19 protein-coding genes are annotated in these 20,976 nt (G+C 54.9%); 13 read left to right on the top strand and 6 right to left on the bottom strand.

Annotation, left to right across the window (positions count from 1 at the left end; all coding sequences use genetic code 11):
* The first annotated feature begins 7 nt into the window (after positions 1 to 7).
* Positions 8 to 964, top strand: a complete 957-nt coding sequence (locus QBD29_RS07340) for an aldose epimerase family protein (RefSeq protein WP_280100648.1) — start codon at positions 8 to 10, stop codon at positions 962 to 964.
* Entirely contained in the window at positions 961 to 2,265 is a 1,305-nt protein-coding gene (locus QBD29_RS07335; protein ID WP_280100647.1) for a cytochrome c peroxidase, read from the top strand. The genes QBD29_RS07340 and QBD29_RS07335 overlap by 4 nt, the downstream gene beginning before the upstream one ends.
* On the opposite strand, the gene QBD29_RS07330 is transcribed toward QBD29_RS07335, so the two are convergent.
* Together QBD29_RS07330 and QBD29_RS07325 are read right to left on the bottom strand one after the other, a co-directional pair.
* A complete protein-coding gene (locus tag QBD29_RS07330) occupies positions 2,262 to 3,776 on the bottom strand; it encodes a CRTAC1 family protein (protein ID WP_347936392.1) in 1,515 nt (504 codons plus the stop codon). The two genes, QBD29_RS07335 and QBD29_RS07330, sit on opposite strands and share 4 nt — an antisense overlap.
* Before the next feature lie 19 nt (positions 3,777 to 3,795).
* Complete coding sequence (locus tag QBD29_RS07325; protein ID WP_280100645.1) at positions 3,796 to 4,995, bottom strand: ROK family transcriptional regulator; 1,200 nt, start codon at positions 4,993 to 4,995, stop codon at positions 3,796 to 3,798.
* 229 nt (positions 4,996 to 5,224) lie between these two features.
* On the opposite strand from QBD29_RS07325, the gene xylF reads away from it, so the two are divergent.
* The 5 genes from xylF (at position 5,225) to QBD29_RS07300 (ending at position 10,205) form a co-directional block, all read left to right on the top strand.
* Positions 5,225 to 6,199, top strand: a complete 975-nt coding sequence (gene xylF, locus QBD29_RS07320) for a D-xylose ABC transporter substrate-binding protein (RefSeq protein WP_280100937.1) — start codon at positions 5,225 to 5,227, stop codon at positions 6,197 to 6,199.
* Between the two features lie 115 nt (positions 6,200 to 6,314).
* Positions 6,315 to 7,610, top strand: coding sequence for a sugar ABC transporter permease (locus QBD29_RS07315; RefSeq protein WP_280100644.1), 1,296 nt, complete (start codon positions 6,315 to 6,317; stop codon positions 7,608 to 7,610).
* The gene (locus QBD29_RS07310; RefSeq protein WP_280100643.1) at positions 7,610 to 8,365 is read left to right on the top strand and encodes an ATP-binding cassette domain-containing protein; all 756 of its coding nucleotides are present in this window, start codon (positions 7,610 to 7,612) and stop codon (positions 8,363 to 8,365) included. The genes QBD29_RS07315 and QBD29_RS07310 overlap by 1 nt, the downstream gene beginning before the upstream one ends.
* Complete coding sequence (locus QBD29_RS07305; RefSeq protein ID WP_280100642.1) at positions 8,349 to 9,290, top strand: ROK family protein; 942 nt, start codon at positions 8,349 to 8,351, stop codon at positions 9,288 to 9,290. Before QBD29_RS07310 ends, QBD29_RS07305 begins: the two co-directional genes overlap by 17 nt.
* A gap of 24 nt (positions 9,291 to 9,314) precedes the next feature.
* Positions 9,315 to 10,205 carry an alpha/beta hydrolase gene (locus QBD29_RS07300; protein ID WP_280100641.1) on the top strand — a complete coding sequence of 297 codons (891 nt, stop codon included), beginning with the start codon at positions 9,315 to 9,317 and terminating at the stop codon, positions 10,203 to 10,205.
* On the opposite strand, the gene QBD29_RS07295 is transcribed toward QBD29_RS07300, so the two are convergent.
* Genes QBD29_RS07295 through QBD29_RS07280 form a run of 4 tightly spaced genes read right to left on the bottom strand, consistent with a single transcriptional unit; the run spans position 10,192 to position 14,018 of the window.
* A complete protein-coding gene (locus QBD29_RS07295; RefSeq protein WP_280100640.1) occupies positions 10,192 to 10,437 on the bottom strand; it encodes a MoaD/ThiS family protein in 246 nt (81 codons plus the stop codon). The genes QBD29_RS07300 and QBD29_RS07295 overlap by 14 nt on opposite strands.
* Before the next feature lie 2 nt (positions 10,438 to 10,439).
* Entirely contained in the window at positions 10,440 to 12,686 is a 2,247-nt protein-coding gene (locus tag QBD29_RS07290; RefSeq protein ID WP_280100639.1) for a xanthine dehydrogenase family protein molybdopterin-binding subunit, read from the bottom strand.
* Position 12,687: 1 nt separating this feature from the next.
* A complete protein-coding gene (locus QBD29_RS07285) occupies positions 12,688 to 13,161 on the bottom strand; it encodes a 2Fe-2S iron-sulfur cluster-binding protein (RefSeq protein ID WP_280100638.1) in 474 nt (157 codons plus the stop codon).
* A complete protein-coding gene (locus QBD29_RS07280; protein ID WP_280100637.1) occupies positions 13,158 to 14,018 on the bottom strand; it encodes a xanthine dehydrogenase family protein subunit M in 861 nt (286 codons plus the stop codon). Before QBD29_RS07280 ends, QBD29_RS07285 begins: the two co-directional genes overlap by 4 nt.
* A gap of 326 nt (positions 14,019 to 14,344) precedes the next feature.
* Between QBD29_RS07280 and QBD29_RS07275 the strand changes: the two genes are divergently transcribed.
* Genes QBD29_RS07275 through QBD29_RS07250 form a run of 6 tightly spaced genes read left to right on the top strand, consistent with a single transcriptional unit; the run spans position 14,345 to position 20,974 of the window.
* On the top strand, positions 14,345 to 16,042 hold the full coding sequence (locus tag QBD29_RS07275) for a class I adenylate-forming enzyme family protein (RefSeq protein WP_280100636.1): 1,698 nt from the start codon (positions 14,345 to 14,347) through the stop codon (positions 16,040 to 16,042).
* On the top strand, positions 16,039 to 17,328 hold the full coding sequence (locus QBD29_RS07270) for a 3-hydroxyacyl-CoA dehydrogenase (RefSeq protein ID WP_280100635.1): 1,290 nt from the start codon (positions 16,039 to 16,041) through the stop codon (positions 17,326 to 17,328). Before QBD29_RS07275 ends, QBD29_RS07270 begins: the two co-directional genes overlap by 4 nt.
* The gene (locus tag QBD29_RS07265; protein ID WP_280100634.1) at positions 17,328 to 18,104 is read left to right on the top strand and encodes an enoyl-CoA hydratase-related protein; all 777 of its coding nucleotides are present in this window, start codon (positions 17,328 to 17,330) and stop codon (positions 18,102 to 18,104) included. The genes QBD29_RS07270 and QBD29_RS07265 overlap by 1 nt, the downstream gene beginning before the upstream one ends.
* Positions 18,105 to 18,121: 17 nt before the next feature.
* The gene (locus tag QBD29_RS07260) at positions 18,122 to 19,423 is read left to right on the top strand and encodes an acyl-CoA dehydrogenase family protein (RefSeq protein ID WP_280100633.1); all 1,302 of its coding nucleotides are present in this window, start codon (positions 18,122 to 18,124) and stop codon (positions 19,421 to 19,423) included.
* A 2-nt stretch (positions 19,424 to 19,425) separates the two neighbouring features.
* On the top strand, positions 19,426 to 20,202 hold the full coding sequence (locus tag QBD29_RS07255; protein ID WP_280100632.1) for an SDR family oxidoreductase: 777 nt from the start codon (positions 19,426 to 19,428) through the stop codon (positions 20,200 to 20,202).
* Position 20,203: 1 nt separating this feature from the next.
* Complete coding sequence (locus tag QBD29_RS07250; protein WP_280100631.1) at positions 20,204 to 20,974, top strand: SDR family oxidoreductase; 771 nt, start codon at positions 20,204 to 20,206, stop codon at positions 20,972 to 20,974.
* The last annotated feature ends 2 nt before the right edge of the window (positions 20,975 to 20,976 follow it).

Raw genomic sequence — 20,976 nt, 5'->3', positions numbered from 1 at the left:
GTGACGCATGCCCCAAATTGAAACGGCCCTTTTGGAAAACACTTATGCCCAAGTGGCGCTGTTGAACCTTGGCTGTATCACGCAAAGCTGGCGTTTGGCGCCGTGGCGTCCTGACCGATCTGCGGTGTTGGGCTACCGCGATGCGCAATCTTATCTGAACAACCCGCCTTACTTCGGTGCCATCGTCGGACGGGTGGCAAACCGCATTGCCGGTGCAAGGTTCACGTTGAATGGCAAAGTGCATCATGTAAGCGCGAATGAAAGTGGCAATACTCTGCATGGCGGCCAAAACGGAATATCACACCAGATTTGGGCAATGGAAAAAGACGGTGCGGATGCAGTGCAATTCACGTTACACTCAAAAGATGGCGATCAAGGCTTCCCTGCAAATGTGTGGTTCACCGTCATGGTTTCACTACACAAAAACACATTGACCTATGACATGACGGCCCAGGTGGATGCCCCAACTCCGATCAATATGACCCAGCACAATTATTACAACCTGCAAGGGTCTGGTACAGTCGAAGGGCATCACGTGCATATCCCCTCCAGCCAAATTTTGGACGCCGATACCCACGGGATACCAACCGCATCGCACTCTGTTTCAGGTGGTCCTTTGGATTTCACAAAGCCGCGCAAGCTGGAGAAAGCGCAGCACCAAACCCTTGATGCACATTATTGCTTTGATGCCCCTACCAGCACCATTTCACTGCGCAACAATGTAACGCATTTGGATATGACCACCGATCAAGTGGGGGCTCAAATCTACACGGCAGGAAAACTCACTCCCAATGCGCCGCCCTTTGGCTCACAGGTCCACGATATGTTTTCAGGTATCTGCATCGAACCCCAAGGTTATCCCAACGCAGTGAACCGCCCTGACTTTCCGCCCATCGTGGTGACGCCAGATGCGCCCTATCGCAACACAATCACGCTTACCTTGCGCGATGAGGATCGCGCATGAAACGCATTGTCTTCGTCCTCCTGACGCTGATCGCACAGGGCGCGGTTGCGGACACAATGCCCAAACCCGATGCCCTGTTTCCTGAACCCAACATGGACCAAGTGCGCTTGGGCCAATTGCTGTTCTATGATCCGATCCTCAGCGGCAACAAAACCGTGTCCTGTGCCACCTGTCATCATCCGCGATTTGCGACGTCAGATGGGGTTTCTTTGGGGCTTGGGGATGGGGGGATTGGCCTCGGTCCTGATCGTCGGATCGACCAGAACAACCAACCAGAACAGCGCATTCCGCGCAACTCACCTGCCCTGTTCAATCTTGGCGCGGCAGAGTTTTCGGTTTTGTTCCACGATGGCAGGTTAGAAGCCGACACAGCTGAACCCAGCGGGTTTCGCACCCCACTTGGCGCGGACATGGAAGGCGGATTTGACGGGGTTTTGTCGGCACAAACCATGTTCCCCGTTTTGTCCCCAGATGAAATGGCAGGGCATTATTCAGAAAACGATGTGGCACAGGCCATTCGCCAAGGCTTTTTCACTGGTCCTGGCGGCGCATGGGATATTCTGGCCCAACGCGTCGCGGATATTCCTGAGTATGAACAAAGGTTTGGCGCGTTTTTGCCCGCTGAAAAACCACTTCATTTCGCAGATATCTCAAACGCAATCGCCGCGTTCATGGCCTTCGAATGGCGCGCGGACAACAGCCGTTTTGATCAGTTCTTGCGTGGCAAGGAAACGCTGTCTATCCACGAAGAAACGGGCCTCAACCTGTTCTATGGCTCCGCCGGCTGTTCTGTGTGTCACAGCGGCCAGTTCCAAACCGACCACAAGTTTCACGCCATTGGCATACCCCAAATTGGCCCCGGCAAAGCAGCGCGATTTGAACGCCACACCAAAGACGAAGGTCGCCTTCGGGTGACAGGGCAATCAAAAGACGCCTTTGCCTTTCGCACACCGAGCCTGCGCAATGTTACCCATACCGCACCTTATGGCCATTCAGGGGCATACAAAACGCTAGAAGCTGTCATCACCCATCATGCAGATGCGACACAGACGCTGAAAACCTATGACCGCACGCAGGTGGTTTTTCCCGACTTCAAAGCCAAGAACGATTTCGCTGCTTTAGAAGATGCACGCCATATGTCAGAAATTGCCACAGCCATTACCCTGCCCCGCACACCATTAAGCCAAAACGACATCACATCCCTTATCGCGTTTTTGAGAACATTGGATGATGAAACCGCCCTAAAAGGACGATTGGGGATCCCTGAAACGGTGCCAAGCGGATTGCCCGTGCAACGCTAATTGCGAAAATCGATGGAGTTTCCGGTGCGGATCACGTCAAACACGTGCCCTGCTGACACATCGCGCCAATCGCTGACGGTTTGATCTGGCCAAATCACCCGCACCCGTGCTTTTTCAACTTGCCCCAGGCCGAAATGCTGCGGCCCGATCTGCCCCCCTGCATGTCCCCCGCCCACAGTCACCTCTCGGGCCATAATGCGCCCGCCAATATCAACTTCGATCCATGCCCCAATGGCATTCTGGTTGGCCCCACCTTGATGCAAGTCAAACGAAACCCAATTGCCCGCCTCCGACGTTGTGTTTTGAAACACCTCCATCGGTGCGCGACGGTTCACAATCACCACCTCCAACAGGCCATCGCCGTTTAAATCCGCCAAGGCCGCCCCCCGACCGCGATGCAAGCTGGCCAAACCGGCCTGTGTACCGCCTTCAACAAAGGTTCCATCACTGTTCTGCACCAACAGATTATTCGGGTCCTTCATCGCCAAGCCTGGCATTTGTTCCACATTGCCTTTTGCGATGAAAATATCATCACGCCCGTCGTTGTTCACGTCCCCAAATTCAACATGCCACCCCGTTGACGGCCGTCCATCCCCACCTGTGTAAGGCCGATGCGCCGTCGTCCCAAGATCATAAGGCGCATCCAGAAACGCTGGCCCGCTTTGCGCCATGTCGCGCATTTGTAACCGTTGATCCCCCATAGAGGTCATCATCACCTCTGGCAGGCCATCACCTGTGATATCTCGGCTGGCAATGCCCATGCCCCAAAGCTGATGGTCGGCCCAACCGTCCGATGGGCCATAAAGACGTGGTATTGGTTCCATGGCCCACAGCTGTTCCTGTCCCCCTTGCACGTAATAGTGTCGGTCGTTGCTGATCCGTAAATCCCTGCGCCCTGTCCTGCCCCAATCGCTAAACAGCATCGACAACGGGCAAAAGCTGGGGGTCAGTGGCAGAGCTTTGCCATAGCCGCCTTCAGTCGGGCGATACAAATAACTGCTATCACACGCCCCGAACGGGCCATCAGGGTCATCGCGATCCACGTAATTGCCAAAAGCCAGCGTGGGCAGGCTTTGCCCTTGCTCCCAACTGGCCGAAAATGCCGTGGTCCAACCGCTGCCTGCCATTTCATCAAAAGCATCTGTCGCCGCGAATTGGCAATCACCCTGCCCCAGCCGCACGATATTCGGGCCAACGCGCAGGATGATCAAATCCATATGCGCATCATTGTTCAGATTGATCGGATAGGCCCCAATTACCGAAGTTAGCGCAAGCAGATCAGGCGTGGCATCTACAAACGCCACATCCCCCTGTGGCGTCGAAATGTTCCGCAGCAACATCGCGGCATTTGCGCCCCCAGCGGCGTAAAGATCGGGCAGATCGTCGTCATTGCAATCAAACACCGCGACACCGCCGCCCACAAAATGTTCCCAACCGCCATTGTATTCATGCACGGGCACGTCCACTGGAACGAACTTCGGCGTTTGCGCATGGATCGGGGCAGCTAGCAAGCTCGTAACAGCAACGACCCTAAACATCTTGAGCCGTCAGTTGCGCCACAGCGGCTTCCTCCACCCCTTCCAGCGCATAGGCCGCAGCTCCCTTTGCCCACATCAACGCGTCCCATTTGTGGATCACCACATCAGGTGGCGATTGATCCACCTGCACGATAGAAGACTTGATGCTGTCCAACACCTCTTCGGCATAAAGATGATCGAACTGCATGCGCTCACCGGCAAGGATGATCAACTGAGGATCGAAGATGTTAACGATATTGGCCAGCCCAAGGGCAAACATACGCCCAGCGCGGTTCACAATATTGGTGGCAATCGGATCGCCGTCTTGCGCCCGTTTTAAAAGGGTTTCGATTGTTTGCTCGGGCGTTCCAGCTTCTCCGCCATTCCCCAAAAGCTGAGCTTCGCGCAGCAACGCATAATCGGCCACATAGGCTTCGAGACAGCCGCGCTGACCACAGCGACACAGCGCCCCGTCCAAATGCACTTTGGTATGGCCAAATTCCGCCCCACACCCCCGCGTGCCTCGATAGATATTGTGATCAATGACGATGCCCATGCCAACGCCGCTTTCAACAGTGACCACGATGAAATCCTTGGCCTGCCGTCCAACGCCAAACTGCTTTTCCGCCATGGCCACCAAGTTCGCGTCATTGTCTAAAAACACAGGCACATTCAGCGTGTCTTCGACCACAGTGCGCAGATGAACATTACGCTCAGACAAAGATGGCGACCAATGGACAAGCCCCCGCTGCACGTCAACAATACCCGAAATACCGATACCGACCCCTGACAAATCCGAAACAGATCGGTCTACTTTTGCCATCAGTTCGGTCAATCCACCTTTCAGAATTTGCGCCAAAGCAATGGGTTTAAACACTTGTTCGGGAAAGGGAAATTCAACTGCAGCCTGTTCGTTGCCTTCAAAATCTATCAACACAAGCGACAACGCGCGGTTAGCAACTTTGATCCCTGCAATCAGATGCGCGGTTCCGTCAATCTTCAAATCAACCCGCGGTCGTCCCCGCCCAGAATTATCGCTTTCTTGGGCAACCTCTGCAATCAATCCCGCACGCATCAGCTCGGCTGTGACGGTGGTAACGGTTGCGCGGCTAATGCCTGTGGCCTCGGCCAGATCAATACGTGCGATCGGGCTGCTTTTTCGAATCGCAGCCAGCAGTGTGCGTCGACCATATGTGCGTTGTTGTCCTGCCATAGCTTTCATCCTACTGCGGCTTTCCCAATTGAAAAGGCGAAATTACGTTCAAAACAAAGCTGTTAGCATATTTATCTTATTTAATTTGATTTTCAAATTAAAACTGCTAACACTTTATCCGTGGGTGCCGTTCAACCTAGAATCGCGCACATCAAAGTCACATTGGGAGGACACCATGAAAAAATTTACCGCTGCACTTGCGGCTGTCGCAACCGTCGCATTCGGGACAATGTCCTATGCGCAAGAACTCACCGTTGGCGTAAGCTGGTCCAACTTTCAGGAAGAACGCTGGAAAACCGACGAAGCTGCCATCAAAGGCGCTTTGGAAGCTGCTGGCGCGAAATACGTTTCCGCAGATGCGCAATCTTCTGCTTCTAAACAGCTGTCAGACGTTGAAAGCCTGATCGCTCAAGGCGTCGACGCCATTATCATTCTGGCACAAGACAGCGCCGCGATTGGCCCAGCGGTTCAAGCAGCATCTGACGAAGGTATTCCAGTTGTTGGCTACGACCGCCTGATCGAAGACCCGCGTGCCTTCTACCTGACCTTTGACAACGTCGAAGTTGGCCGCATGCAGGCCCGTGCTGTTCTGGCCGCTCAGCCAAAAGGCAACTACGTGATGATCAAAGGCTCCCCCACGGATCCAAACGCAGACTTCCTGCGCGGTGGCCAACAAGAAGTTATCCAAGCCGCGATTGATGCGGGCGATATCAAAATCGTTGCCGAAGCCTATACCGATGGTTGGTTGCCAGCAAACGCGCAGCGCAACATGGAACAAATCCTGACCGCGCAAGACAACAACGTGGACGCTGTTGTCGCCTCTAACGACGGTACAGCTGGTGGTGTTGTTGCTGCCCTGACCGCGCAAGGCATGGAAGGCATTCCTGTGTCAGGCCAAGATGGCGACCACGCTGCATTGAACCGCGTTGCTTTGGGCACACAAACAGTGTCCGTTTGGAAAGACGCACGTGAACTTGGCAAAGCAGCTGGCGAAATCGCAGTTGCCCTGGCTGGTGGCACAGCAATGGCAGATGTTGCAAATGCACAGTCTTGGACATCCCCAGCAGGCACAGAAATGACAGCCGTGTTCTTGGCTCCTGTTCCTGTGACCAAAGACAACCTCTCTGCAGTTGTGGATGCAGGCTGGATCGCCAAAGACAAACTGTGTCAAGGCGTGTCCAACGGCCCAGCACCTTGTAACTAAACACATCTCTCTGGCCCAAGCATTCTTGGGCCAGAGCCCCCGCCCCCTTTCACTTTTTATTCGAGCAATCCTTCTGTGCGTGATACCGTCACCCAGACATTCATGGAGTGTATCAATGTCTGATCAAACTGCACAAAACCCGACCCCAGCAAAGCGATCTTTGTTTCAAGCATTGGAATTGGACACACGTCTTTTGGGAATGATCGGCGCCTTTGTCCTTGTCTGCATTGTGTTCAACGTCCTGACAGAAGGTCGGTTTCTCACACCACGCAACATCTTTAACCTGACAATTCAAACAGTCTCCGTCGCCATCATGGCAACAGGTATGGTGTTTGTGATTGTCACCCGCCACATCGACCTGTCCGTGGGGGCAATCCTTGCCACTTGTTCTGCCGCTATGGCTATGACGCAGGTTCATATCCTTCCCTCAACACTCGGCTTTGACCTCGGCCATTGGGCTATTCCTTGGATCACCATTGGCGTTGGCCTATTGATCGGAACGGCCATCGGAGCGGCAAACGGCTGGCTGATCGGCTACCAAGGTATCCCAGCGTTCATTGTAACACTCGGCGGTTTTCTGATCTGGCGCAATGTGGGCTGGTATCAGACAGGCGGTCAAACCATTGGCCCCCTTGATAAAACCTTTATGACGTTTGGCGGCATCAACGGCACCCTTGGCGTGTCCTTATCTTGGGCGTTTGGCCTGCTTGCCGTCGCCGTGTCCGTGTTTATGCTTTACCGCGGCCGCGCGGCAAAACTGCGCCATGGCTTTATCGTAAAGCCCGCTTGGGCCGAGGCCACAATGGCCGCAATCATTTCCGCTGCCATCCTTGGGTTTGTGTGGATCATGAATTCTTACCAAATTCCAACTCGCCGTCTTGAACGCCTGTTTGAGGCCCGAGGCGAAGTCATGCCCGAAGGGTTCACGGATGCCTACGGCGTTCCGATTTCCGTGTTCCTGCTGATCGCCATTGCCATTGGCATGACCATCATCGCACGGCGCACCCGTTTTGGGCGCTATATCTTTGCCGCAGGCGGCAACCCTGACGCGGCCGAATTGTCAGGCATCAACACACGCATGTTGACGGTCAAAATTTTTGCCCTGATGGGGGCGTTATGTGCTCTCTCTGCTGTGGTCGCGTCCAGCCGTTTGGCAAACCATTCCAACGACCTTGGCACGCTGGACGAATTGCGCGTAATCGCCGCCGCCGTCATTGGCGGCACAGCTCTCGCTGGCGGTGTCGGCACCATCTATGGCGCGATCCTCGGGGCGTTGATCATGCAATCCTTACAATCTGGCATGGCTATGGTGGGTGTTGACGCACCTTTGCAAAACATCGTTGTGGGCGGCGTTCTGATCTTCGCGGTCTGGGTCGATATTCAGTACCGCAAACGCGCAGGAGTGAAATAATGACGACACCTCTGGTTCAAATGAAAGATGTCTCCATCGCCTTTGGCGGGGTGCGTGCAGTCGATCACGTCAGCATTGATCTTTACCCAGGCGAAGTGGTTGGCCTACTCGGGCACAATGGTGCAGGAAAATCCACACTGATCAAAATGCTGTCAGGTGCTTACAAGATGGACAGCGGTGAAATCTGGATCAGCGGCAAGAAAGCCACGATCAACAGCCCCAAAGACGCCCGCGATCACAACATCGAAACCATTTATCAAACACTGGCCCTTGCCGACAATCTGGATGCGGCCAGCAACCTGTTTTTGGGGCGCGAACTCACCACTCCGCTTGGGTTTGTCGATGACAGCCAGATGGAAGCCGAAACGCGCAAGATTATGGCACGGCTGAATCCCAACTTTAAAAAGCTCAAAGAACCTGTGTCCGCTTTGTCAGGCGGGCAACGCCAATCGGTCGCCATCGCCCGTGCGGTGTATTTCAACGCGAAAATCCTGATCATGGACGAACCAACTGCCGCCCTTGGGGTTCATGAAACAGCCATGGTTGCCGAACTGATTGGCGAGTTGAAAAAACAGGGCCTTGGGATTTTCTTGATCAGCCATGACACCCGCGAAATGATGGAACTCTGTGATCGTGTTTCAGTGATGAAAAACGGCCAAATGATCGGCACAGAACGAGTCGAAGATGTGACCGAAGACGAAATCCTTTCCATGATTATTCTGGGCAAGAAAACACCCGATGCACAGGCCAGCTAATATGTCAGGCGCGGTCTATCTTGTCGCTGATATCGGCGGCACCAACACGCGCATTGCACTGGGCAATGGGGATGGCATTTCAACTGCGACCCTAACGCGGTATCGAAATGCAGAAATCGACGATTTCAAAACCGCATTGAACCGATTTCTCGCAGATCATCAGGGCGTAAAGATCACCGCAGCCTGCATCGCCGTTGCTGGACCTGTAAGCGGCCCAACCGCCAAATTGACCAATCATTGCTGGTCTTTTGACGCGCGATTGCTTGCCAAAATGATCGGTTGTGAACATGTGTCTTTGGTCAATGATATGGGTGCTTTGGCCCGAACAATTCCTGCCCTGTCTGAGCCCCATACTCAGATATGGAAGGCCGCTTCCCCGCAAAACGGCGACCAGTCTTTGGTGATTGGACTGGGAACAGGTGTAAATGCGTCTGCCCTGATCGGAACAACCTCCGTTGCGGCAGAGATCGGCCATTCCGCCCTCACCTTGCCAATGGCCCAAATCTTACAGGATGCCTTTGGGCACACCTGCAATCCTGCCGACACGATAGAGGACTACTTGTCAGGGCGTGGCTTGCAAAAACTCCACAAACTGGCCACAGGCGAAGACTTGGACGGGATCGCCATTTCCAACGCTGCGAAAACCGACGGTCATCCTGCCCAAAACACGAGCCGCGTTTATGGCGCGCTGTTGGCAGAACTAATCTATGAATTATCCCTTCACTACCTACCGCGGCATGGGGTCTATTTGGCGGGCAGCGTGGTTCGTGGGATGTTTGAAACCCCTGCTCATGATGCACTTATCAAGGGCTTGGGCAAAGATCACACAATGGCCCCGACAGTAAATTCCATCCCTGTATCTCTGATCACCGATGACGCTGCGGCATTGCTTGGATGTCTGGAAATCGCAAAATCGGCGGCCTAAGCTGTCCCAAACTCGGGAACCGCGATGCAGCACATAAACTTTCAAATCAACGACAAACCATTTCATGCGATCACAGCGGGCGACTCATCTGCGCCCTTGCTGTTATTCCTGCACGGCTTTCCCGAATACTGCGGCGCTTGGGCGGATGTGCTGCCCCATTTGGCCGATGAGTATTACTGCGTTGCCCCCGATCAACGCGGATATGGCGGATCGTGGCGCGGTGGCGCTGTGGCGGATTATGCCACCAAACACCTCGCGGCTGATGTATTGGCCATGATTGATATGTTTGGGAATGGCAAAGCCGCTGCATTGCTCGGCCACGACTGGGGCGCATCGGTCGCTTATGCTTGTGCCATGCGCGCGCCCAACAAAATGGAAAAACTGGTCATTGCCAATGGCGTTCACCCTGCCCCATTTCAAGAGGGCTTGGCGTCAGGGGGTCCGCAGGCAGAAGCCAGCCAATATGTCGAATGGCTGCGCAAAGATGGTTCAGAAAACGCGCTCGCCGCCAATGATTTTGAGCGCATGTTCGGCATGTTCAGCAAACATATGAATATGGATTGGCTCACGGCGGAAAAACAAGCAGGTTACCGCGCCGCGTGGAGCGACGCGGCTGGGGTACGAGGCATGGTCAACTGGTATCGCGCAACGCCGTTAAAGGTGGCCAAACCGGGCGAACCGATCCCCGCCGATCAACTGCCTCAATGGGACGCTGAAGCGCTGCGCATCCGCATGCCGCATCTTTTGCTCTGGGGACTCGGGGATACTGCGCTCAAACCAGAAACCCGCGATGGACTGAAAGACTATTGCGATGATCTAACGGTGGTGGAGCGCGAAGATGCCGATCACTGGATCATTCATCAGCACCCCGAATGGGTGGCGGATCAAATTAAACTGTTCCTTAACCGCCCTTAAGTTGCTGCATCAAATAAACTTCGCTGTCAGGCTTTACCTCATTGGTCAGGCCGCTTGCGATAACTTTGCCATCCACAGCGACAGAAACCCCTGCTTCGATCACATGTTCCAGTCCTGGATGGGCTTTGACGAGGCCCTCTAGGACCTCGCCAACGTTTTTAGCATCCACCTCAACCACGTCTTTGCCATCAGCAAAGGCGCGCAAGCCGGACCAGAGGTTCACTGCAACCACAGTTAGCCCTTCGCCTGTTCCGCGAGCGCGGCCAGAATACGTGGTGGCGACATGGGCAGCTCTTTCAACTGAACCCCAGCCGCGTTGGACACCGCATTGGCAATCGCTGCCAATGGTGGGCAAATGGATGTTTCCCCAACACCGCGCACACCATAAGGATGGCCGGGGTTTGGAACTTCCACAATCACCGTGTCGATCATCGGCAAATCAGACGCCACAGGAATTCGGTAATCAAGGAAAACCGAGTTCTGCAAACGCCCGTCTTCACCGTAAATGTACTCCTCGTTCAACGCCCAGCCAATACCTTGGGCTGCGCCACCTTGGAACTGACCTTCTACATAGGCAGGATTGATCGCCTTACCCGCGTCTTGGATCACGGTGTAGCGCACGACCTTGGTTTGGCCCGTTTCCTTATCCACTTCCGCATCAACGATGTGCGTTGCGAACGAAACACCCGCCCCTTCTGGCGTGGCTTCAAAGTGGCCAACGATTGGTCCGCCCGTGCTGCCCATTTTCGCTGTCAGCTTTTCAATTGGCAGTGGATCGAATTCCCCTGCGTTCGGGCCAGCAGGTTTGGCACAGCCGTCTTCCCAAACAACCGCATCTTCGTCGATGCCCCATTTGGCAGCCGCACGCCCCTTCAGCTTTTTCACAGCATCGCGGGCGGCCTTAATCGTGGCAAGACCTGACGCATAGGTCACACGTGAGCCATGGGACACTTCGTTATACCCAAGCGTCGCCGTATCTGCGATTGTCGTGCGGATGTTCTCGTACGGAATACCCAATTCTTCAGCGGCCATCTGCGCCATAGATGCGCGCGATCCACCGATATCGGGTGTCCCAACAGAAAGCTGCACCGTGCCGTCTTCGGACAAGGCCAGCGTGACCGATGTTTCGCCACCGTGGTTGAACCAGAATCCGCAGGAAATACCGCGGCCTTGGCCTTCTTTCAACGGAGCCGCATAGTGCGGATGTGCTTGCGCTGCTTCCAGCGTTTCCACCAGACCAATACGATCCCATGTGGGGCCAAAACTCGCCTTAGTGCCTTGTTTCGATGCGTTTTTCAGACGGACCTCCAAACGATCAAGACCCAGCTTATCACACAGCTCGTTCACAACGCTCTCAACCGCGAAGGCCGCCATTGGAGATCCAGGCGCACGATACGCCGCCTGTTTTGGACGGTTCGCCAGCACGTCATAGCCGATCTGCTTCACATTCGCGATATTGTAAGGCGCAAATGCACACATCGCGGTGAATTCCATCGGCGCACCAGGGAACGCGCCCCCTTGCAAACGGAACGTACCTTCGGCGGCGGTGATCGTGCCGTCTTTCTTCATGCCGATCTTTACGTCCATAGACGTTGACGATGTTGGGCCAGTCGCACGGAACACCTCAGAGCGGCTCATCACCAGCTTCACAGGACGGTTGGTTTTGCGCGACAGCGCCAGCGCAACGGGTTCGATAAACACCGCCGTTTTACCGCCAAATCCGCCACCGATTTCAGACGCAGTCACACGCAGTTGGGATTGCTCCAACCCCAACATCGCCGCGCAGAGTTTCTGCACGTTCCAATGCCCTTGGGTACAGCACCACAAATCGCCATTGCCATCGCCCATGGACGCCAAACAGGCGTGGGGTTCAATATACCCCTGATGCGTGGCTTCGGTTTTGAAGCTGTCTTCGATCACCAAATCCGCTTCGGCAAATCCTGCCTCAACATCGCCGTGCCCACTTTCGTGATAGCGCACAACGTTTTCGTGCATGCCCGCAGGAACAGATTTATCAGCAACACCTGCACGGATCACCGGCGCATCTGCCGCCATGGCTTTGTCCACATCAGTGACATGGGGCAAAACCTCGTATTCCACCTCCACCAGTTTCACCGCATCGCGTGCAATCAGCGCAGACGTAGCAGCAACGGCGGCAACCGCATGCCCATCATATAGCGCCTTCTCACCCGCCATAACGTTTTCCAAAACGTCGAGCGTGCCGCCTGTCAGACCTTCGGCAAAATCCGCACGCGTCACGACAGATTTTACACCTTTCAGCGCCTCTGCCTTGGACGTGTCGATCTTTACAATCCGCGCATGGGCGTGGGGCGAGCGAACGATGGCCGCATGCAACATGCCCGGCGCCACAACATCGGCACCAAACTTTGCTTTGCCTGTTACTTTGTCCATGCCGTCTGGGCGTTTCACCCGTGTGCCGACAACTTTGAAATTCTCAGTTTTTACATCATCAAAAGCCATTTTAAGACGCCTTTCTCAGGTCAGCGGCAGTTTCCATAACCGCGCGGATGATTTTGTCATAGCCTGTACAGCGGCAGAGGTTGCCTGCCAGCCAATACCGAACTTGTGTTTCGGTTGGATCGGGGTGCTTTTCCAGCAGGGATTTCGTCGCCACCAATATGCCTGGTGTGCAAATTCCGCACTGCAACGCCGCATGTTCAATGAACTTCTCCTGCAAAGGGTGCAATTCTTCGCCATTGGCAATGCCCTCTACTGTTCCGATTTCTTTGCCTTCGGCTTCTGCACCCAGCACAAGGCAGGAACAGACCAAACGGCCATCAAGCGTGACGGAACACGCTCCACAATCGCCCGTGCCACAGCCCTCTTTCGCGCCTGTCAGGTTCAACTGATCGCGCAACGCATCGAGCAAGGTTTCCCGTGGATCACACAGAAACTCCACCTCGTCGCCATTAACTTTAGTATTTACGTGGATCATGATGCAGCCTCCGCGTGGTCGTATGCAATTTTTGCGGCGCGACGTGCGAGCACGCCTGCCACCTGTGTACGGAACTCAACGGTTCCGCGTTTATCGGTAATCGGGTTGCACGCAGCAGATGCCGCTGCAGCCAGTGCCTCAAGTGCAGCGTCATCCAGCTCTGTGCCGATGATGGCATTTGCCGCCTCCTCCACTAACAGAACCGTGGGAGCCACTGCGCCCAGCGCCACACGCGCCTCGACGATCTTTTTGCCGTCCAACCGCAGGCTAACGCCACATCCAACAACGGCAATGTCCATCTCGGTGCGTGGAATAAACCGCAAATACGCATCCCCCGCATTGGACCCACGCGCGGGCAAATGCACCGCCGTGATCAATTCACCTTTTTCAAGGCTGGTCTTGCCAGGGGCCGTTGGAATGTCTTCCACTGCAACAGTGCGGGACCCATTCGGCCCTGTGACAGACACAGAAGCACCCGCAGCCACCATCGCAGGAACACTGTCAGCCGCCGGTGAACCGTTGCACAGGTTCCCCGTCAGCGTGGCACGGCCTTGGATTTGAGTAGAGCCGACCAAATCCATCGCTTCAACCACACCTGGCCATTCGCGCCCCAGCGTGTCGTGCTCAGTCATTTCCGCGCCCGTGACGGCCACGCCAATGCGCCAACCATCGCCTTCGCGGGCGATTTCGGACACACCGTCGATCTTTTTCACATCAATCAAAACATCTGGCGTGACGATATCCGCCCGCAATTGCACGAGCACATCTGTGCCCCCTGCCAGAAAGCGTGTCACGCCTTCCGCATCTTTTGCAATCGCAACCGCATCATCAAAACTGCTGGGTGTATGATACTGCATTGTTCCTCCAAAAATTGGGCCAGACGGCCCCAAAACAGCTTTGGGCCGATCCCACCAAAATGCGACCAACCCGTTTGAATTGACACTGCCTTCACTCGCCACGGGCCGCAAGCATGAAAACGACGAGAATATGGCAAATGCGCGGAATCCTGTGCGTAGCCCCTTTGCGATTAGTTCGTTACGCTGCGACATTTCAGCAAGGGACTTGCAATGCGGCCTGTCATGTTATGACCTGTTGAAGTGGGGCAACCGATCTGCTGGGGCTCCGCTTACGGAGGACCCATGACGATAAAGATGTGTACATCGTCCGCGTACGGGATCATGCCATGACAGGTATGACACTGGCCGAAGCGTCTGCGCACTTAACGTCAACCGATCCACGGTTTGAACTGACCACAGCCAACATTCGTGGGGTGAACTACCGCACTTTCAAAAATGCTCCATCCCATTTGCGTGCGCTGCTTCAAGCCTCGCGTCCAGCACATGGAGACGGGCAAAACGAATACCTTGTCTATCGCGATGAGCGTTGGAGTTATGATGCGTTTTGCGCAGATGTTCGAAAAATGGCCCATTTGTTGCAGGCAGAGCTTGGCGTTCAACAAGGCGACCGTGTGGCGCTGGCCATGCGCAACTACCCTGAACTGCCAATTTTGATGATGGCAATCACCAGCCTTGGCGCGGTGGTGGTGTTTCTCAATGCGTGGTGGACAAGTGAAGAGCTAGAATACGCCCTGACTGACAGCGCCGCGATGCTCGTCTTTGCGGACGGTCCCAGATTTGAACGCATTGCGGCCCTCGGTGGCAAAGCGCCCCGTATGGTAGGACTGCGCGATGCGCCGACCTCTGGGGGCAGCTACGGTGATTATCTGGCGAATGCGCCTGATACGGATTGGCCCGACGCCGACATCCACACTGACGATGATATGGCCGTGATGTATTCCTCGGGCACGACAGGTCATCCCAAAGGTGTGGTGCAAACCCATCGCGGTGCCATCTCTGCAGTCTACACTTGGGCCATGTCGATGCTTTTGCCAGGCTTAATGGCCGATCCAAACGATCCCCCCGCCCCCGATCCTGGTCCACAAGCCATTTTAATCGTCACCCCTTTGTTCCACGTCACAGCCACCCACCCGATGTTGTTGTTAAGCCTGCCGCTGGGCTCCAAACTGGTGCTGCTGCACAAATGGGACGCAGCGGAGGCAGTGGACACCATTGAACGGGAAAACATCACCCGTTTCTTGGGTGTCCCGACACAATCCGCCGATCTGATGCAGGCCGCGAAACGCATGGGCCGTTCTTTGAACGGGTTGCAATATGTCGGCGCAGGTGGCGCAAAACGCCCCGCCGCACAGGTGGGGCAGTTGCAAAACGCGTTTCCAAAAGCGACTGTGGCTTCTGGTTGGGGCATGACCGAAACCAACGCAGTTGGCCTTGGTATTGCAGGGCCTGATTATGTGGACAAGCCTGCCGCGGCGGGGCGACTGCTGCCCCCCGTCCAAGACCTTAAAATTTTGGATGACAACGGGACCGAAGCTCCGATGGGGGACATCGGTGAATTAACCGTTAAAAGCCCCGCAAACATGCGCTGTTATTTGAACAAACCCGATGCCACGGCCGAGGTGTTTCAAGACGGTTGGTTGCGCACGGGCGACCTTGCGACAATCGACGCGGATGGCTACGTCACCATCGTGGATCGCAAGAAAAACATCATCATTCGAGGCGGCGAAAACATCGCCTGTCTGGATGTGGAAGGCGCGTTACACAAACACCCTGCGGTTCTGGAAGCGGGCGCCTTTTCCGTGCCTGATGAACGTCTTGGCGAAACCGTGGGCGTTGGCATCACGCTAAACACTGGGGAAATAGCAGACGCTGAAACGCTGCGATCATTTCTCAAAGACCACATCGCACATTTCAAAATTCCAGACCATTTCTGGTTTCTGGATACCCCGCTTCCACGCGGCGCAACCGACAAAATCGACCGCCGTGTGCTGCAACACAACTGCTTAGCAAAGGATAAAACATGACAGACGTCGCATCCTATCTTGAAACCGCAGGGACCCTCGCGTGGAAGGTTCCGAACCTGCCCGAAAACACACCTCACCGCCCCATCAAAACTGTGGGCGTCATTGGTGCAGGCACAATGGGCGGCGGGATTTCGATGAATTTCGTCAACGCAGGCATGACGGTAAAGATTGTGGAGACCCAGCAAGAAGCGCTTGATCGCGGGCTTGGTGTGGTGCGTGGCAACTATGAACGCTCCGCCAAACGAGGCCGTTTCCCGATGGAAGAAGTCGATGAACGCATGTCACGGTTTGTTGGCACGCTCAACATCGAAGACCTTTCCGATTGTGATTTGGTGATCGAAGCCGTGTTCGAAAACATGGATGTAAAGAAAGAGATTTTTACAACGCTCGACCGTGTGATGAAACAAGGGGCGATCCTCGCCACCAATACATCGGCACTGGATATTGACGAAATCGCCAGCGTTACAAACCGCCCCGAAGATGTGATTGGGCTGCATTTCTTTTCTCCTGCCAACGTGATGAAATTGCTTGAAATTGTTCGCGCAGATCACACGGCGGATGATGTTGTCGCCACGTGCATGACGCTCGCCAAAACCATCGGCAAAGTGGCTACGCTTGTAGGCGTTTGCCCAGGCTTTGTGGGCAACCGCATTTTGTTTGCCCGCCAAGGTCAGGCCAACCGCCTTCTGAACCAAGGTGTCATGCCGTGGGACGTAGATGCTGCGCTAAACGCTTTTGGCTTTCGCATGGGGCCGTTTCAAATGTCCGACCTCGCTGGCCTCGATATCGGCTGGTCCAAAGGTGCGAAAACCGCCAACCCGATCCGCGATGCACTGTGCGAAATGGATCGTCGCGGGCAAAAGACGAAAGCGGGGTTCTATGACTATGACGAGAACCGCAACCACACGCCGTCTGACGTGGCCGCCAAGGTCATTCGCGATATTACGGGGGCTGAACCCACCTCTATGCCTGCTGAAGATATTGTTGAGGCTTGCATCTACCCAATGATTAATGAGGCGGTGAAAATCCTCGAAGAAAACAAGGCCCAACGCCCAAGTGACATAGATGTGGTTTGGATTAACGGCTACGGTTGGCCTGCGGACAAAGGCGGGCCGATGTTTTACGGTGACACCGTGGGTGCGGCAGCGGTCTTGGCAAAAATGGAAGAGCTGGCGCAAGAGGATCCATCCTGCGAACCGGCCCAATTGCTCCGTGAATTGGCCGCGACGGGCGGCAAGTTCACAGAAATCGACACTGGCGGATTAAAAACGAACGGAGGCGCATAATGGCGTATGAATTTATCACCACCGAACAGGTCGGCAATGTCCTGAAAGTCACCATGAACCGACCAGAGGTCTACAACGCCGTCCACGGCCCCATGCACGATGAAATGTCCGATTGTTGGGATAAATTTGCGTCCAGCGAAGACCAGTGGGTCGCCGTTCTGACGGGTGCAGGCGACAAAGCTTTCACCGCAGGCAATGATCTGAAATGGACCGCCCAAGGGGGCGCACAGGCCACAACGACCAAAGGCTTTGCTGGCCTGTCCTCTCGTTTTGATCTGGAAAAACCGATCATTGCGGCGGTCAATGGGTTTGCAATGGGTGGCGGCTTTGAAACCGCCCTATCCTGCGACATTATCATCGCATCAGATCAGGCAACATTCGCCTTGCCCGAAGTCAAAGTCGGCTTTTTTGCCGCTGCATCAGGCGTGCAACGCCTGTCCCGCTATATCGGGCGGTTGGCGGCGCAAGAAATCATGTACACAGGCCGCAAAGTGGATACGGCTGAGGCGCTCGCTCTTGGCATGGTGAACCAAGTGGTGCCCCACGCGGAGCTGATGGATGCCGCCATGGCAAAGGCGCAAGAGATCGCGTCTGTGTCACCGTCATCTGTAAAAGCAACCAAACGTGTTTTGAACGCATTGAACGTGACTGAAGGCATGAAAGCCAGCAACGAATATTCCCGCGAGGTGATCGCGGATTTGATGAAAACCGAAGACTTCAAAGAAGGCGTCAGCGCCTTTGTCGAGAAACGCAAACCCAACTGGGTCAACAAATAACAAAAGGAAACACCACCATGTCTATGGGAATTCACAACGCTGAACTTAATCAGCTCGCCATGTCCGAAAAAGCGCAACCGCTGCTGGATGCGGTGATCGCGCACATTCGTGACAACGTCGATCCAATCACCGAGGAGTTTTACAAACTTGGGGAAGGCCGAGCAGACCGATGGTCTTATGCGCCGGGTCAATTGGAACTGCTTGAAACCGCCAAAGTAAAAGCACGGGAAAGCGGTCTCTGGAACTTCTTCCTGCCAGACGCGGAAACGGGCGAAGGGCTGTCGAACCTTGATTATGCCTATATCGCCGCCGAACTGGGCAAGAACCCACTGGCCTCTGAAACCATGAACTGTTCTGCCCCCGATACGGGCAATATGGAAGTGCTGGAACGCATCGGCACGCCAGAGCAGAAAGAGAAGTGGTTGAAACCTTTGCTCGCTGGCGAAATTCGTTCCGCCTATGCGATGACTGAGCCGAATGTGGCCTCTTCTGATGCAAAAAATATCTCCACTTCTGCCGTGCTGGAAAACGGCGAATGGGTCATCAATGGCGAGAAATTCTATATCTCTGGCGCCGGTGATCCCCGTTGTAAGATTATGATTACAATGGTGAAAACCTCACCTGAGGCAGAAACCTTCAAACAGCAAAGCCAGATCCTTGTGCCCATCGACACACCTGGTGTTGAAATCCTCGGCCCGATGCACGTGTTTGGGCATGATGATGCGCCCCACGGCCATATGCACATCCGGTTCACCAACGTGCGCGTTCCAGAATCCAACATGCTGCTCGGCGAAGGGCGCGGCTTTGAAATCAGCCAAGTGCGCCTTGGCCCAGGCCGTATCCACCACTGCATGCGCTCTATCGGTCAGGCCGAACGCGCCCTTGATATGATGCTTGATCGCTCGATCAACCGTGTGGCCTTTGGCAAAAAGATCATTGATCTGGGCAAAAACATGGAAACTGTGTCCCGTGCCCGCATCGAAATCGAGGCCATGCGCCTGATGGTCCTAAAGGCCGCACGTGCAATGGATGTTCTGGGCAACAAAGAGGCCCGCATCTGGGTGTCTGCGGTCAAAGCAATGGTGCCCGAAAAGGTCTGCCAGATCATCGACCAATCCATGCAGGTGCATGGTGCGGCGGGTATTTCCCAATGGTTCCCCCTGTCCGACATGTACGCTGGACAGCGCACTTTGCGCTTTGCCGATGGTCCAGATGAGGTTCACCACCACGTTGTGGCCCGTGCCGAAGTGCAAACATTCCAAAACTCTAACGAACGCCGCGCCCCCACTGCGCAGGGCGGCAAGTTTGCGGGGCCGTAATCATGTCAGCACTTTTTGATCTTTCGGGCAAAACTGCCCTTGTCACAGGCGCATCCAAAGGGATGGGCCTGTCCATGGCAACCGCATTGGCGGAACACGGTGCGAATGTCGTGATCTCGTCGCGCAAACAAAACGAGTTGGACGAAGCGGCAGCCCAAATCAACGAAGCCGCAGGGCGCGATTGCGCCATCGGCATTGCATCCAACATCGGCGAAAAGGCGCAATTGGCTGATCTTGTTGCACAAACCAAAGATCGTGTTGGCGCTATTAACGTGCTGGTGGGCAACGCAGGAGTGAATGTCCACTATGGCCCAACCCACGACATCCCTGATGATGCTTATGAAAAAATCATGTCCGCCAATGTGCAGTCGCAACTGTGGCTGGCCCGTGAAGTGCATGGCCAAATGGTGGAGCAAGGCGGCGGTTCCATGATGTTTACCTCCTCTGTGGGGGCGTTCCATGCATCCGATGCCATCGGCACTTATTGCGTGTCCAAACTGGCGTTGATGGGTGTGATCCGCAATCTGGCAATGGAATATGGGCCGCAAGGCATTCGCGTGAACGGCATCAACCCCGCCGTGATCAAAACCGACTTTGCGAAGGCGCTTTGGGACAATCCCAAGGCCGCCAAGCAAGAGGCCCGCATTCCGCTTGGTCGTTTCGGTGAGCCCGATGATCTGAAAGGCATTGCCGTGTTCCTCGGGTCTGACGCCAGCCGTTACATCACTGGGCAAGCCCATACAGTGTGCGGTGGCTCAGCCATGTGGTCAGGAGGCTGATATGGAACTGAAGGACAAAATCATCGTCGTCACAGGGGCGGCCAGCGGTATTGGCAAAGCCATGGCCATTCGTTTTGCAGCTGAGGGTGCGAAATGCGTGGTCTGCGCGGATATGAACGGCGACGGGGCCGCAGAAACAGCCGCAGAAATGGGCGGCATTGCACATCAACTCAACGTTGGCAAAGAAGATGAGATAAAAGCCTTGATCGAAAAAACCGAAGCAGAACAAGGCCCTATTGATCTGTTCTGTTCCAACGCCGGTATTTCCGTGGCAGGCGGTGTAGACTGCACCAATGACGAATGGCAAACCATTTGGGATGTGAACGTCATGTCCCATGTGTATGCCGCCCGTCACTTGATCCCACGCATGAAGGAGCGCGGTGGAGGCTATCTGCTTAACACCTCGTCCGCTGCGGGCCTGCTCAATCAAGTGGGCTCGGCCCCTTACGGCGTTACAAAACATGCGGCTGTCGGTCTGGCGGAATGGCTCGCCATGACACATGGCGATGACGGGATCAAAGTTTCGGTTCTCTGCCCCCAAGCGGTGCGCACGGAAATGACCAAAGGCCACGAAGACCACGTGGCGGCCATTGACGGGATGATGGAACCCGAACCCGTGGCCGAGGCCTGTGTTCAGACCATTCGGGATGAAACGTTCCTTGTTCTGCCCCACCCTGAAGTGCTGGATTACATGCAGATCAAAGCGTCGAATTATGACCGTTGGATCGGCGGTATGCGCAAATTGAACCGCAAATACGGTGGGTTCGAGTAAAC

Origin of the sequence: Amylibacter sp. IMCC11727, from assembly GCF_029854195.1 — a bacterium.
Classification (GTDB): Bacteria; Pseudomonadota; Alphaproteobacteria; order Rhodobacterales; family Rhodobacteraceae; genus Amylibacter.
The sequence above is the reverse complement of the archived record's forward strand: the minus strand, read 5'-3'. Positions and strand labels throughout refer to the sequence as shown.

What these genes read in the sequence shown, in the direction of transcription:
- QBD29_RS07265 (WP_280100634.1), top strand. Translation starts at nt 17,328, where the DNA reads ATGGCGTATGAATTTATCACCACCGAACAGGTCGGCAATGTCCTGAAA.
- QBD29_RS07270 (WP_280100635.1), top strand. Translation starts at nt 16,039, where the DNA reads ATGACAGACGTCGCATCCTATCTTGAAACCGCAGGGACCCTCGCGTGG.
- QBD29_RS07315 (WP_280100644.1), top strand. Translation starts at nt 6,315, where the DNA reads ATGTCTGATCAAACTGCACAAAACCCGACCCCAGCAAAGCGATCTTTG.
- QBD29_RS07260 (WP_280100633.1), top strand. Translation starts at nt 18,122, where the DNA reads ATGTCTATGGGAATTCACAACGCTGAACTTAATCAGCTCGCCATGTCC.
- QBD29_RS07340 (WP_280100648.1), top strand. Translation starts at nt 8, where the DNA reads ATGCCCCAAATTGAAACGGCCCTTTTGGAAAACACTTATGCCCAAGTG.
- xylF (WP_280100937.1), top strand. Translation starts at nt 5,225, where the DNA reads ATGTCCTATGCGCAAGAACTCACCGTTGGCGTAAGCTGGTCCAACTTT.
- QBD29_RS07255 (WP_280100632.1), top strand. Translation starts at nt 19,426, where the DNA reads ATGTCAGCACTTTTTGATCTTTCGGGCAAAACTGCCCTTGTCACAGGC.
- QBD29_RS07305 (WP_280100642.1), top strand. Translation starts at nt 8,349, where the DNA reads ATGCACAGGCCAGCTAATATGTCAGGCGCGGTCTATCTTGTCGCTGAT.
- QBD29_RS07290 (WP_280100639.1), bottom strand. Translation starts at nt 12,686, where the DNA reads ATGGCTTTTGATGATGTAAAAACTGAGAATTTCAAAGTTGTCGGCACA.
- QBD29_RS07335 (WP_280100647.1), top strand. Translation starts at nt 961, where the DNA reads ATGAAACGCATTGTCTTCGTCCTCCTGACGCTGATCGCACAGGGCGCG.
- QBD29_RS07300 (WP_280100641.1), top strand. Translation starts at nt 9,315, where the DNA reads ATGCAGCACATAAACTTTCAAATCAACGACAAACCATTTCATGCGATC.
- QBD29_RS07250 (WP_280100631.1), top strand. Translation starts at nt 20,204, where the DNA reads ATGGAACTGAAGGACAAAATCATCGTCGTCACAGGGGCGGCCAGCGGT.
- QBD29_RS07285 (WP_280100638.1), bottom strand. Translation starts at nt 13,161, where the DNA reads ATGATCCACGTAAATACTAAAGTTAATGGCGACGAGGTGGAGTTTCTG.
- QBD29_RS07280 (WP_280100637.1), bottom strand. Translation starts at nt 14,018, where the DNA reads ATGCAGTATCATACACCCAGCAGTTTTGATGATGCGGTTGCGATTGCA.
- QBD29_RS07310 (WP_280100643.1), top strand. Translation starts at nt 7,610, where the DNA reads ATGACGACACCTCTGGTTCAAATGAAAGATGTCTCCATCGCCTTTGGC.
- QBD29_RS07275 (WP_280100636.1), top strand. Translation starts at nt 14,345, where the DNA reads ATGACAGGTATGACACTGGCCGAAGCGTCTGCGCACTTAACGTCAACC.
- QBD29_RS07325 (WP_280100645.1), bottom strand. Translation starts at nt 4,995, where the DNA reads ATGGCAGGACAACAACGCACATATGGTCGACGCACACTGCTGGCTGCG.